The following is a 13,229-nucleotide window of genomic DNA, read 5'->3' as shown; positions in this document are numbered from 1 at the left end:
TTTCAGCAGCTTAATTGGTCCAAATCTTAGTTAGTCCAAGCGAAGGCAACCTTGTCGAGCGACTTCGGCCCGAAACGCTCGGACGAGCGCGCCACCATCCGGCCGCCCAGGGCACGGTAGAACTCGGTCGCGGGATCGTTGTCCGAGAGCGCCCACACAACCATGCTCTTCAGGCCGCTCTGCATCAGGTCGCGGCGGGCGGCGGCGAACAGGCGACGGCCGAAGCCGAGGCCCTGGAATTCGGGGCGCAGATAGAGCTCGTAGATCTCGCCGTCGAAGTGCAGGCTGCGGGCGCGGTTGCGACCATAGTTCGCATAGCCCGCGATCTTGTCGCCGAACACGAGCACGCTGACGCGGCTGCCCTTGCGGATCGCGCTGTCCCACCATTGCGGTCCGCGACGGTTGATCAGCTTTTCCAGTTCAGCGCCGGGAATGATGCCCTGATAGGCGGAACGCCAGGCTTCGTCATGGGTGGACGCCACCGCAGTTGCATCTGCAGCTTTGGCCGGCCGGACCTCGATCAGGGTTGTGCTCATGGGCGTGATCAAACCAAGTCGCCGCGCCGGCGGCAAGACCTATCGTTAATTATCGGTTAACGTGTGGACTTTGTGCATCAGTATTTGAACCATGTTGTACCGAAAAAAGACAGGACGCCAGTTCGAATGGCATCGCAGCGCCATGCGTCGGTGCAAAACTGCCTTGCGGCAACGAATGAATGGCAATGGCAGCGCAGAAAGTCCGCCCAGAATGATTCGTTCCTACTAGTCTCACTGTTGGTTGTCCGTGTTCGCCTTTGGCAATTCATGCGGCTCTTCAACGCTCTCGCTCTCCTGCCTGTGCTGGCCTTGCTGACTACGGCACCGCTGTGTGCAGAGGTCACATTCGGTGCGTCGGGTGAGGAGGGCGAACCGTTTCGCCGGCAACAATGGCGTGTGCCATCGCCCGACGACGACATTGCCGCGCATGCGCTGTTGTTTCGCCCTGCCGGCGCTGGTCCATTCCGGCTCGCGGTGATCGCGCATGCCTCGACGCAGAACGTCTTGCGTCGCGCGCAAATGCCGCAGCCGGAATACCGCGCGCTCACGGCCTTTCTCGTCGCACGTGGCTTTGCCGTGCTGGTGCCGGAGCGGCTCGGTCATGGTGCGAGTGGCGGCCGCTATGTCGAGGACCAGGGCGGCTGCGATGAAGCGGATTACACGCGCTCCGGTCGCGCAACGGCGGACGAAATCACGCGCGCGCTGGAATTCCTGCGAAAGCAGGATTTTATTCGTAAGGACGCAGTCATCGTGATCGGCCATTCCGCCGGCGGCTGGGGCGCGCTGGCGCTGGCCAATGCCGATCCGAACGCCGTCGCTGCGATCATCGCGTTCGCGCCGGGCCGCGGTGGCCACGCCAATGATGAGCCGAACCGGATCTGCGCGCCGCATACGCTTCTGGCGGCCGTGGCTGAGTTCGGCAAGGCGGCGCGGATTCCCGTCACATGGCTCGTTGCAGCCAACGACAGCTATTTTGCGCCGGCATTCTCGAAAGCATTGGCGGATGCGTTTCGCGCCAGCGGCGGCAAGGCCGATTTCCGCACACTGCCCGCTGTCGGCAGCGAGGGTCATTGGATGATCGAGACCGAAGCCGGGGTCAAAGCCGCAAGCAGCGAGCTCGCGCGCGCGCTGAACCCGTCCAGACCTGTGGCGACCAAGAAGCCATGACGCTGTATTTCCTGGTCAAATTTCTCCATGTGCTCGGCGCCGTCGTCATCCTCGGCACCGGAACCGGTATCGCCTTCTTCATGCTGATGGCCCATCGCACCAACGACGCAGCATTCATCGCGCGCACCGCGTCGGTGGTGGTGATCGCGGATGCGATCTTCACGCTCTCCGCCGTGCTGCTCCAGCCGCTCACGGGCGGCTTGCTGATGATGCTGTCGGCGACGCCGGTCACCGAGCGCTGGCTGCTGGCCTCGCTCGCGCTCTACGTCTTTGCCGGCCTGTTCTGGGTGCCCGTCGTCTTCATGCAGATCGAGATGCGCGATCTCGCGCGCAAGGCCGCCGAGCAACGCAGCGCGCTGCCGGAGCGCTACTTCGCCCTGTTCCGCCGCTGGTTTGCATTCGGCTTCCCCGGCTTCGGCGCGACGATGCTGATCCTGTGGTTGATGATCGCCAAACCATTTTGAGAGAAGTGATGAGTGAGCGGACCATCTTGGTGCTCGGCGCCTCCGGCCTGATCGGCCGCTTCGTCACCGACGACCTGCGCGCCCGCGGCTTTCGCGTCGTCGGCATGGCGCGCAGCCTGTCGCCGGCGCAGAAGACGAGCGCGCTGGATCTCGAGCTGCCGATCCTGTCGCTCGATGCGGCCGCGCTGACGCGCTTGTTTGGCGAGCACGCGGTGGATGTCGTCGTCAACTGTCTCGGCGTGCTCCAGGATGGACCCGGCAGTGATACCAATGCGGTGCACCGCGATTTCGTCGCGCGCCTGCTTCAGGCCGCTGCCGACAGCGGCCGCGCGATCCGGCTGGTTCACATCTCTATTCCCGGGACCGCAGAGGCCGATCGCACCGCCTTCGCAACGACCAAGCGCGAGGCCGAACGCCTGATCGCGGCCTCCGGCATCCCCCACGCCATCCTGCGGCCCGGCTTTGTCGTTGCGCCGTCGGCCTATGGCGGCAGCGCCATGCTGCGCGCGCTCGCCGCCTTTCCGCTCGACCTGCCTGCAAAGGAAATGGCGACGCCGTTCCAGCCTGTGGCGGTCGATGATATTTCGGCCACTATCGCCTGGCTCGCCGCGCGCGACATCGGCGATGCCGGCGTGAAAGCCGTGACCTGGGACCTGATGCAGGCCGCGCCGGTCACGATGGCCGGCGTCATCAAGCAATTCCGCCGCGCCTTCGGTACGGACGGCTGGCCTCGCCTCGCCATGCCCTCGCTCATGCTCGATCTCGGTGCGAGGATCGGCGATCTCGCCAATTATCTCGGCTGGACGCCGCCGATGCGCTCCACCGCCATCGCCGAACTGCGCCGCGGCGTCGTCGGCGATCCCTCGGCATGGATCGCCGCCACCGGCATCGCACCGAAGTCGCTCGCCGAGACGATCGGGCGCCATCCTGCCACCATCCAGGATAAATGGTTCGCGCGGCTGTTCCTGGTGAAAGCACTGATATTCGCCAGCCTGGTCGCGTTCTGGCTCGTCTCCGGCTTCATCGCGCTGTTCGTGTCCTATCGCGCCGCTGCCAGCATCCTGAGCGCGCACAACTTTCCGCCGGCGCTGGTCGATCCCATCACCATTGGCACCAGCCTGATGGACATGAGCATCGGCGTGCTGATCGCCTTCCGCCGCACCGCCGCGATCGGGCTGGTTGCGGGCATTGTTGCTTCGCTCGGCTATATGTTCGGCGCTGCGATCCTCACGCCCGACCTCTGGATCGAGCCGCTGGGCGCGCTGGTGAAGACGGGGCCGGCCATCGTGCTGATGCTGGTCGCGCTCTTGATGCTGGATAATCGCTAATGAGCAAATGGCCCGACGATGATGTCATTCTGTTCGATGGCGTTTGCATCTTCTGCTCGCGCTGGGTGCGGTTCGTCGCCAAGCGCGACACCGCGAAGCGGTTTCGCTTCACGCCGATCCAGTCGGATTATGGCGCGCGGCTGGCGCGCGCTTTCGGCATCAATCCTGATGATCCCGATACCAATGCCGTCGTCCATGGCGGAGAGGTGTTCATGAAGTCGGACGCCGCGCTGACCGTGCTCTCGCAGCTCCCCGGCTGGGCGTGGGTGCGGGCGCTGTTCGCCGTGCCGAAGCCGCTGCGCGATCCCGTCTACAGCCTCATCGCGCGCAACCGCTATCGCATTTTTGGGAAGTACGACGCGTGCTTCGTGCCGGATGCTGATCTGCGGGCCCGGGTGATCGAGTAATTCGTTACGGCTTGACCAGAGCCACCAGCACTTCCTTCGCCGCCCGCTCGCCGCTGTCCCGCGCGCCATGGGCCGTCGAGAAAAAGTGCGGCGACGTTGCTTCTCCGGCAAAGAACAGCCGGCCGTCGACCGGCGCGGCCAGCACGGCGCGATCGCCGGCGTGGCCGGGGAGCGCATGCGAATAGGCGCCGCGGGCAAGGGGGTCGTAGCCCCAGCGCGACTCTGCCAGCGGCTTCAGCTTGCGGCGGATGTCGTTGCCCAAATAGTCCGCGATCTCGTCGATGCTCTGTGCGGCGAAGGCGCCCTCGCCGGCGTCCTCCAATTCGCGCGCGAAGCGGCCGCCGAAAAATCCGTCGATGCAGGGCTGGCCGAACGGGCGGATGTGGTAGGTGCCCATTGCGGTGCGCATGGTGGCGCCGCGCAGATTGCCTTCCTTCGGAAAGGCTTCCGCATCCTCCAGCGCCAGCACCACCTTGTCGTCGGCGCCGAGCGGCAGGCCGCACGCGGCATCGACCTTGGCCGGCAGCGGCGGCGAGAACCGGATTGCTTCGTCGGCGATCAGATTGGTCGGCACCGTGACGATCACCTTGTCCGCGGTGAGCGTGCCTGACGACGTCTCGATCCGGATGCGCCGGCCGGAATGGTCGATCATGGAGACGTTGCAGTTCAGTGCCACCGGGCAGGCGGCACCATAGGCCGCGATCAGCGCACCATACCCGGCGCGGACGCGCCAATTGAAATAGGTGTCTTCGTAGGCGTCCATGTCGAGGATCGAGACCCGATCGAGCTCACAGCCGTTCACATAGGTCGAGACGGCGTTGATCATCGGGTTCCAGCGATTGCCCGGCTCGAGATAGCGCTCGGCCGGTGCATCCTCGCCCGCTTCCGCAGCTTCGCTGACGCGCTCGTAGAATTCGTCGATCGTGCGCGCGAACTCATCCCGCTCACGCTCCGGAAACACCTCGCCAAAGGCACGATCGCGCCAGGGCGGCAGATCGGTGTTGACCTCGAAATTCAGTCTCTTGGCAATTGCGACGAAGGAGTTCTTGTCGGCCGAGTGCAGCCACCCGCAGCCGACATCGAAGATGACATCGGGCGAGGCCTGTACGGTCCAGGCGCGGCCGCCGAGCCGGCCCCGCGCCTCCAGCACGATCACGGAGAGGCCCGAGCCCGCGAGCGCATGTGCGGCGCCGAGGCCGGCGGCACCGGCCCCGATGATCGCGACGTCGACGGAGGAGGGGAGGGGCATGGAGCAGCGAATGGTGAGTAGCGAGTGGCGAATAGAATATAGATAACGCCGGTTCTGGCAAACGCCCCTATTCCCTACTCGCCATTCCCCATTCGCCTGCTTACGCCACCGCTTCCTTGGCCTTTTCCGCGCGCTTGCGCTCGTTCGGGTCGAGGTGCTTTTTGCGCAGGCGGATCGACTTCGGGGTGACCTCGACGAGCTCGTCGTCCTCGATATAGGCGAGCGCCTTTTCCAAGGTCATGCGGATCGGCGGGGTCAGGCGCACGGCTTCGTCCTTCGACGTCGTGCGGATGTTGGTGAGCTGCTTGCCCTTGAGCACGTTGATCTCGAGATCGTTGTCGCGGGTGTGCTCGCCGACGATCATGCCCTTGTAGACCTTCCAGCCCGGCTCGATCATCATCGGGCCGCGGTCTTCCAGCTTGAACATGGCGTAGGCCACCGCCTCGCCCTGGTCGTTGGAGATCAGGACGCCGTTGCGGCGGCCCTGGATCTCGCCCTTGTACGGCGCATAGCCGTGGAACAGGCGGTTCATGATCGCGGTGCCGCGGGTGTCGGTAAGCAGCTCGCCCTGGTAGCCGATCAGGCCGCGGGTCGGCGCGTAGAACACCAGGCGCTGACGGTTGCCGCCGGACGGCTTCATCTCGATCAGCTCGGACTTGCGCTCGCTCATCTTCTGCACGACGACGCCGGAATGCTCCTCGTCGACGTCGATCACGACCTCCTCGATCGGCTCCATGGTGGCGCCGGTGGCTTCGTCCTTCTGGAACACGACGCGCGGACGCGACACCGAGAGCTCAAAGCCCTCGCGGCGCATGGTCTCGATCAGGATCGCGAGCTGCAATTCGCCGCGGCCCGACACTTCCATCGCATCCTTGTCGGCGGATTCGACGACGCGCAGCGCGACGTTGCCCTCGGCCTCGCGCAGCAGGCGGTCGCGGATCATGCGGCTCGTCACCTTGTCGCCTTCGGTGCCGGCGAGCGGGGAGTTGTTGACGATGAACGACATCGACACGGTCGGCGGATCGATCGGCTGCGCCGGCAGCGGCACCTCGACGGTGGGATCGCAGAAGGTGTCGGCGACGGTGCCCTTGGTGAGGCCCGCGATGGCGACGATGTCGCCGGCTTCGGCCTCATCGAGCGGGGTGCGCTCGAGACCGCGGAACGCCAGGATCTTGGTGATGCGCCCGGACTCGACCAGCTTGCCGTCGGCATGCAGCACCTTGACCTGCTGGTTCGGCTTGAGCACGCCGGACGAGATGCGGCCGGTGATGATGCGGCCGAGATAGGGGTTGGCCTCGAGGATGGTGCCGATCATGCGGAACGGGCCTTCCTCGACCTTCGGTGGCGCGACGTGGCGCAGCACCAGGTCGAACAGCGGCTCCATGCCCTTGTCCTGCGGACCCTCGGGGCTATCGGCCATCCAGCCCTGCTTGGCCGACCCGTAGAGGATCGGGAAGTCGAGCTGCTCCTCGCTGGCGTCGAGCGCCGCGAACAGGTCGAACACCTCGTTGATGACCTCGGTCGGGCGCGCGTCAGGGCGGTCGACCTTGTTGATGACGACAATCGGCTTGAGGCCGACCTTGAGCGCCTTGGAGACCACGAACTTGGTCTGCGGCAGCGGGCCTTCGGCGGCGTCGACCAGCACCAGGGCGCCGTCGACCATGTTCAGGATACGCTCGACCTCACCGCCGAAATCGGCGTGGCCGGGGGTATCGACGATGTTGATGCGGGTGTCCTTCCACTGCACCGAGGCCGCCTTGGCCAGAATGGTGATGCCGCGCTCGCGCTCCAGGTCGTTGGAGTCCATGGCGCGATCGGTCACCTTCTGGTTCTCGCGGAACGTGCCGGACTGCTGGAGGAGCTTGTCGACGAGGGTCGTCTTGCCGTGGTCGACGTGGGCGATGATGGCGACGTTGCGGAGGTTCATGAGTGAGCTTCTTTGCGGTCAAACAATGGGTTAAGCGCGATCTCGCCGGTCGGACCGGGACCTCTTCACGGACAACGCTGGAAACGTGGAAAACGGGGCCGGCTTCGCCCAAAAAGGAAGCCCGGTCAGCTCGACCGGGCACCCTACGCGTTTGCGGCGCAATATATGCAAAAACCGCCAAAAAACAATGCGTTCTTTGCTGGTTGGTTGACTGAATTTTGTCCGGGAATTCCCGGGGCTTAGGGCTGGGTTCCGGGATGGGTCGGGGCCTTCCGCCCCTTGATCGCCGCCCAGATCAGGGCGACGCCTCCGATGCCGACGACCAGGCCCAGGAAGACCAGCGGCGCGATGTCCGAATCGATCTTGCCCCCGTCGATCACCGAACCTCCGCCGAACACCAGGGCGCAGAGACCCGGCAGCAGCAGGACGACCCCTGAGATCACCATGAGCGCGGTCAGGCAGCCGTGCCGTCTTTCCGGCGAGGGTTGGCTCGGCGCGATTGGAGGAGGCGCGTCGTTCATTCCCGGACCCCCGTTAACGCGACGAGTGCGCCTGTTCCTACCCAGCGCCTGGTCAGGACATTGTCTCGGCTAAGGATCATGACGCAAATAAGAACGAGCAAGACGAGCAATCCGACGATCGCCACGATCCAGGACATGCAACCGCCTTCGCCCGGACCGCCTCGCGGCGGTTGAACGGGAGGCTCCGCTGGTGGCTGCGAGGCCGGCGCGCCCTCGATGTCGCTCATTCCTGCAAGGCCCCTTCCGCGCTGGTCTCTGCCGCGAGCGCAGCGCGGATGCCGTCGATCTTGCCGTTCCGATAGAACAGATTGTAGGTGTCGAACGGAATGATCGCGCCCTGCTCCGTCACGAAATGGATGCAAGAGCGCTTGACGTTGCCGACGCAGAAATTGAAGCGGTCGAGAAACTGCACGATGGTGACGCGGAAGACGTTTTCGTAAGTGAGTCCTTCCGGCACCTCGAAGCTCGGCAGGCAGCATAGCAATTCGCAGACGCGCTCGCTCGTGTTCAGAGGACCCGACGACAGCGAGAACAGGTCCAAGAACTTTTCCTGGAATTTCTCCCGCAGCATCGGATATTTTTCCGGGCTGATGGTGTTGGGCATCACCGCAACCAGCTGCTCCTGCGAGATCAGCGACGTCAGCGGCAGCACCTTCTCGCCGTTGCGCAGGCCGTAGCCGATCGAGATGCTCTCGGGGTTACAGGGCAGCGGGATCATGTCCTTGTCGCCGAACACACCGGTCTCGATGACGCGGTTGCGGATCTCCGACAGCATGATGCGGTCGGTGGTCTTGTCGAAATTCTCGTTGCGGCCCGCGTCCTGCACCGGCTGGAGCGTGACGCCGCGCACGCATGTCCAGGTGAGCGCATGGCGGACGATGTCGCCGATCTCGCCATCGTTGACGCCGCGCTTGATGGTCGCGACCAGCGTGGTCGACACGCCGTAATGCTCGAGATTCTCCAGCGCCTGCTGGCGGATTTTTCGCAAGTCCGCGCCGCGCAGATTGATCAGCGCATCGCGCTGGAGCGAATCGAACTGGAGATAGACCTCCAGCCCGCGCCTGTTCTCGGCGAGCCGCGCCACGAAATCCTTCTCGCGGGCGACGCGCAGGCCGTTGGTGTTGATCATGACGTGGCGGATCGGACGGGCGCGCACGGCGTCGAGAATCTCGAAGAAATCCGGATGCAGCGTCGGCTCGCCGCCGGAAATCTGCACCAGATCTGGCTCGCCCTCGCTGGCGACCAGCGCGTCGAGCATCTTCTCGACCGTCGCGAGCGGGGTGAATTTCGTTCGGGCCGGCGCGGAGTCTGCGAAGCAGACCGGGCAGGTGAGATTGCAGTGCTCGGTGATCTCGATCAGGGCGAGGCAGGAATGCTGCTCGTGGTCGGGACAGAGGCCGCAATCATAGGGGCAACCGAATTCGGTGCGTTGCTGGAATTGCAGCGGCCGGTCGCCCGGCTTGATGAAATCCTTGCACAGGCGCCAATAGGCCGCGTCGGTGGAGACGAGCGTCGATTGAACGCCATGCTCCCGGCAGCGCTTTTCGTACCAGACCTCGTTGTCGAGGATCTGGATCTTCGTCGGCACCAGCTTCAGGCAGATCTCGCAAAGGGACTGAGTCTGGCCCCAGAAGATGTAGGGGCGCGACTTACGCAGCGGCGCGTTCATGCACAGGCCTCGCTTGGGGCGCCGTCGCCAGCATGACGGCGGCGTAGAGCAGGATGGAGAGCGACAGCAGGTGAAACAGCGTGAAGGGCCCGATCAGCGTCCCATAAGGCTTGAGGAATTCCCACAGGAAGCGCTGCGCTCCATAAAAAGCGAGAACCAGGTAGAAACCATTGGTGATCACAAACGCATTCCGGTTCACGACCGCCAGCACATAGAGCTGCGCGAACAGGGCCATCGCCGCGCTCTCATAGAGCTGCACGGGGTGGCGAAGAATGCCGTCGCCGAAATCGTGGCCCCAGGGCAATGCCGTCGGCGTGCCGTAGGTGAAATCGTCAAGGCCCGCGAAATAGCAGCCGAGCCGCCCGATCGCGACGCCGAGGGCCAGCGGCAGGGCGAACCGCGCGCCGGTGCGCACGGCGATGCCTGCGGTCCATTTGTAGAGCTCGATCGCGACGATGCCGCCGGCGAGCGCGCCCTCGACCGAACGCGCAATGCCGCTCTGCCCCGACAGCCACAGATTGACCGAGCCGAACAGATAGGCGCCAAGGCCGGCGCCGAACACCAGCGCGGCGATGTAGGGCAGCTCGAACGATTGCGCCGGAAACCGCAAACCCTGTCGCGACAGCCAGTAAACGGCAGCCGCTGCCGCCAGCCACGCCGCGATATCGAAGACCGTGTGAAGAAAAGCCCCGCTCATGCGGGTACAACCATAGCACGATCACGTTCAAAAGCGCGGGGCGCATTTGTGTGCCCTCTCCCCTTGCGGGAGAGGGCAGCTCCGCATTAGCCACAACCTCATTTGGGTGAGGGGTTGTCTCCGCGAATTCAGCCGCTGCGGTGTGCGAGGATAGAGACCCCTCATCCGGCTTCGCTTCGCGAAGCCACCTTCTCCCACAAGGGGAGAAGGAAGAAGCGAGACCCTAGCCGGCCTCGCGCTCTTCGGTCGGATACACCCCTCGCAGCACCTCCTCGAAGTGCATCTTCACCGCGTCGTTGCACAGGCAGGCGCGCAGGCGCAGGCCGTCGCGGTTGCGGACCAGGATCGAACCGCGTCTCGTATCGAGCACACCTTCTGCCTTGAACGATTGGAGCACGCGGCTGGCGTAGCTGCGGCCCACACCGAGCAGCGTCGCGAGCTGCTCGTGAGTCAGCGGCACGCTGCTGTCGTCGCCGGTGCGCTCCATCGCCGCCAGAATCCATTTGGCCGTGCGCTGCTCGATCGAGTGGATGGCATTGCAGGCGGTGGACTGGAAGATCTGCGCCAGCATGCAGTCGGCGTAGCGGGCAAAGATGTTGCGCAGCGAGGCCGAGCGCTGCTTGGCCGCTTCGAGCTTGCCGACATGGATGCGCGCAAACGGTCCGCCGAACTTGACGCAGATGCGGGTATAGGCCGGCAGAAATCCCTCGCTGACGATGCCGCCCACCGCGCCCTCGCGGCCGACCAGAATGGTCTCGACATCACGGCCGTCTTCATTGGGGACGAGAAAAGTCGCAAGCGACGGGCCGCAGGGAAAGTGAACCACCTGGACATCGTCGCCGGGACTGTAGAGCAGTTCGCTCGCCGCAGCCTTGTCGACGGAGACGTGCGGCGCGAGCAGCGCGTAATCCGCCGCGCTCAACCGCCGCAACAGATTATTTGCGGGCCTAGTATCGACCTCGGTTGTCTTGCTGATGCGCGCGTCCATCGTCGATCCCCTGCTCTCCTTTCGACACTAGCGAGTTCCGCGTCCTGGCTGTGTGCACAAGTGGACAGACGTCAAAACTGTTCTGTGGTGAGTTTCGTTCCTGGAACCCTCCGATGCGCTGGGCGCAGGCATCGGGCTGAGGCTGTCCTTAAGGCAAAAAAAACATGCAGCCCTCGATAGCCAACACCATGATACCAGCCTCCCCGGACGCCTCGGCCGACGTGCCCAGCGATATTCTGATCGTCGAGGACGATCCGATCATCGCCATCGATTTCGAGGACCGCCTGCTTGGATTTGGCGCGAAGAGCGTGCGCACCGTCGGATCGGTCGCGCAGGCGCTGGACGCGATCGCGGTGCATGCGCCGGATTTCGCGCTGCTCGATGTTGAGCTCGGCCGCGAGAAAAGCTTCGCCGTCGCCGAGCGGCTGGCGGCGGCGCAAATCCCGTTCGTCTTCGTGACCGGCTATGGCGCCGAAACCCGGATCCCGGCCGAATTCAAGGCGCGGCCCCGGTTGCAAAAGCCCTGCTCGAGCGACGCGCTGGAGGCCGCGCTGCGCTCGCGCGGCGCCTGATCGCTCACTCGCGTCCGCGCGGCTTCAGCCAAGCTTCGGATCGAGCGTGGTCGACCACAGCGCGACGTCGGCACGGTCGCGCAAGGTCACCGTCATCTGGCCGGAAACGCCGTCGATCTTGACGTGACCGAAGAACTGCATGCCGGCCGAGGGCGGCAGGTTCTGCTTGTCGGGGCCGGGCGCTTTGACGAAGCGCACCTCGGGTCCAAAGGTGTTGTCCATCTCGCCAGGCCCGAACGTCCCGGCGTGCAGGGGGCCCGAGACGAATTCCCAGAACGGATCGAATTCCTGGAATTGTGCCTTGTCCGGGTTGTAGTAGTTCGCAGCCGCGTAGTGCACGTCGGCCGTCAGCCATACCGTGTTCTTGATCGGTGCCATCTTGATGAAGCGCAGCAGGTCGGCGATCTCGAACTCGCGGCCGCGCGCCGGGCCATCGCCTTGCGCAAACGCTTCCGAACCTTTTTTGTTTGCGGCATCGTCATAGACGAGGATGCTGAGCGGCATGTCGGACGCGATCACCTTCCAGGTCGCGCGCGAGTTGAGCAGGCCGCGCTTGAGCCAGGCGATCTGGTCGGGGCCGAGGAAGTAGGCGGCCGGGCCGTAAGCGGTTTCGAGATTCGCGCCGTTCGGACCGCGATAGCTGCGCTCGTCGAGCACGAACACGTCGAGATGCGGGCCGTAGGAGATCTGGCGATAGACGCGGCCGGGCTCGACGATGCTCTCGCGCATCGGATACATCTCGTGGAAGGCGCGGCTCGCCCGCGCCGCGAGCAGCGTAATGTCGCGCACCTTGTAAGACGCCGGCAGCTCCTTCGACAGCGACCAATTGTTGGTCACCTCGTGGTCGTCCCACTGCACGAAGATCGGCACCTCGGCATTGAAGGCGCGGACATTGTCGTCGGTGAAATTGTATTTGTGCGCGGCGCGATACTCGTCCAGCGTCTCCGCGACCTTGGCCTTCTCCGGAATCGTGACGTTCTTCCAGATCTTGCCGTCCGCGAGCTTCACCTCGGACTGGATCGGGCCGTCCGCATAGATGGTGTCGCCGGAATGCAGGAAGAAATCCGGACGATGCTTGCGCATCGCGGAGAAGGTGAACATGCCGCCGTCGTCGGGATTGATGCCCCAGCCCTGACCTGCGACGTCGCCGCCCCAGACGAAGCTGATGTCGCGGCGGTCGGCCGGCGCGGTGCGGAAACGGCCCACCACCGGCTCGCCCTCGATCGCAGTGTGCGAGAGATCGCGGAAGCGGACGCGGTAGAAGATGTCCTGGCCGCCCGGCAGATTCTCCAGCAGCATCTTGGCGGTGAAGTCGCTCTCGGGCAGGGCCGCGATCGGCGGCAGCGCGCGGGCGTCCTTGAACGATTCCGTCGTCGCCACCTCGACCAGCATCTGCGCGGGCCGATCGGTGCGCGCCCACACCACGCCGCCGTCGACGGTGACGTCGCCCGATTGCACGCCGTGTGTCACCGCCGGCCGGTCGGCCGCGCGCGACAGATGGGGCATCGCGATCGCACCAAGCGCGCCGGCGCTGGTGGTGAGGAAACGGCGGCGGGAGAATTTGATCTTCATGGCTGGCTCGCGGGCTGGCTGTCTCGTGCGCATCTCGCCGTCATTCCGGGATGGTGCGCGAGCACCAGACCCGGAATCTCGAGATTCCGGGTTCGATGCTGGCGCATCGCCCCGGAATGACGGCGCAAGCTA

13 protein-coding genes are annotated in these 13,229 nt (G+C 64.7%); 5 read left to right on the top strand and 8 right to left on the bottom strand.

Annotation, left to right across the window (positions count from 1 at the left end):
• Positions 1–26: 26 nt before the first annotated feature.
• Positions 27–536, bottom strand: a complete 510-nt coding sequence (locus BRAGE_RS0138300; protein WP_008136728.1) for a GNAT family N-acetyltransferase — start codon at positions 534–536, stop codon at positions 27–29.
• A 267-nt stretch (positions 537–803) separates the two neighbouring features.
• On the opposite strand from BRAGE_RS0138300, the gene BRAGE_RS0138295 reads away from it, so the two are divergent.
• The 4 genes from BRAGE_RS0138295 to BRAGE_RS0138280 are packed head-to-tail and all read left to right on the top strand — an operon-like array spanning position 804 to position 3,902.
• Entirely contained in the window at positions 804–1,703 is a 900-nt protein-coding gene (locus BRAGE_RS0138295; RefSeq protein ID WP_027561773.1) for an alpha/beta hydrolase family protein, read from the top strand.
• On the top strand, positions 1,700–2,167 hold the full coding sequence (locus tag BRAGE_RS0138290) for a DUF2269 family protein (protein WP_027561774.1): 468 nt from the start codon (positions 1,700–1,702) through the stop codon (positions 2,165–2,167). Before BRAGE_RS0138295 ends, BRAGE_RS0138290 begins: the two co-directional genes overlap by 4 nt.
• Positions 2,168–2,175: 8 nt before the next feature.
• A complete protein-coding gene (locus BRAGE_RS0138285; protein ID WP_027561775.1) occupies positions 2,176–3,495 on the top strand; it encodes an SDR family oxidoreductase in 1,320 nt (439 codons plus the stop codon).
• Positions 3,495–3,902: a thiol-disulfide oxidoreductase DCC family protein gene (locus BRAGE_RS0138280; protein WP_027561776.1), complete on the top strand. Its 408-nt coding sequence runs from the start codon at positions 3,495–3,497 to the stop codon at positions 3,900–3,902. The genes BRAGE_RS0138285 and BRAGE_RS0138280 overlap by 1 nt, the downstream gene beginning before the upstream one ends.
• 4 nt (positions 3,903–3,906) lie before the next feature.
• Here BRAGE_RS0138280 and BRAGE_RS0138275 read toward each other — a convergent pair whose 3' ends face one another.
• The 6 genes from BRAGE_RS0138275 to BRAGE_RS0138245 all read right to left on the bottom strand — a co-directional run bounded on the left by BRAGE_RS0138275 (position 3,907) and on the right by BRAGE_RS0138245 (position 10,953).
• Positions 3,907–5,151, bottom strand: a complete 1,245-nt coding sequence (locus BRAGE_RS0138275) for a flavin monoamine oxidase family protein (protein ID WP_027561777.1) — start codon at positions 5,149–5,151, stop codon at positions 3,907–3,909.
• A gap of 100 nt (positions 5,152–5,251) precedes the next feature.
• Complete coding sequence (gene typA / locus BRAGE_RS0138270) at positions 5,252–7,078, bottom strand: translational GTPase TypA (RefSeq protein WP_027561778.1); 1,827 nt, start codon at positions 7,076–7,078, stop codon at positions 5,252–5,254.
• Positions 7,079–7,317: 239 nt separating this feature from the next.
• Positions 7,318–7,599, bottom strand: coding sequence for a hypothetical protein (locus tag BRAGE_RS0138265; RefSeq protein WP_027561779.1), 282 nt, complete (start codon positions 7,597–7,599; stop codon positions 7,318–7,320).
• A 223-nt stretch (positions 7,600–7,822) separates the two neighbouring features.
• A complete protein-coding gene (locus tag BRAGE_RS0138255; RefSeq protein ID WP_027561780.1) occupies positions 7,823–9,268 on the bottom strand; it encodes a radical SAM protein in 1,446 nt (481 codons plus the stop codon).
• The gene (locus BRAGE_RS0138250) at positions 9,249–9,965 is read right to left on the bottom strand and encodes a prolipoprotein diacylglyceryl transferase family protein (protein WP_027561781.1); all 717 of its coding nucleotides are present in this window, start codon (positions 9,963–9,965) and stop codon (positions 9,249–9,251) included. Before BRAGE_RS0138250 ends, BRAGE_RS0138255 begins: the two co-directional genes overlap by 20 nt.
• A 223-nt stretch (positions 9,966–10,188) precedes the next feature.
• Entirely contained in the window at positions 10,189–10,953 is a 765-nt protein-coding gene (locus BRAGE_RS0138245; RefSeq protein ID WP_027561782.1) for a Crp/Fnr family transcriptional regulator, read from the bottom strand.
• Positions 10,954–11,117: 164 nt separating this feature from the next.
• Between BRAGE_RS0138245 and BRAGE_RS0138240 the strand changes: the two genes are divergently transcribed.
• On the top strand, positions 11,118–11,525 hold the full coding sequence (locus BRAGE_RS0138240; RefSeq protein WP_051378273.1) for a response regulator: 408 nt from the start codon (positions 11,118–11,120) through the stop codon (positions 11,523–11,525).
• A gap of 24 nt (positions 11,526–11,549) precedes the next feature.
• Here BRAGE_RS0138240 and BRAGE_RS0138235 read toward each other — a convergent pair whose 3' ends face one another.
• Positions 11,550–13,097 carry an alkaline phosphatase D family protein gene (locus BRAGE_RS0138235; RefSeq protein WP_027561784.1) on the bottom strand — a complete coding sequence of 516 codons (1,548 nt, stop codon included), beginning with the start codon at positions 13,095–13,097 and terminating at the stop codon, positions 11,550–11,552.
• Positions 13,098–13,229: the final 132 nt, after the last annotated feature.

The organism is Bradyrhizobium genosp. SA-4 str. CB756, assembly GCF_000473125.1.
In the GTDB taxonomy this organism is placed as follows: Bacteria; Pseudomonadota; Alphaproteobacteria; order Rhizobiales; family Xanthobacteraceae; genus Bradyrhizobium; species Bradyrhizobium arachidis.
Note: the sequence above shows the minus strand (reverse complement) of the source record. Positions and strands in the feature narration are given on the sequence as shown.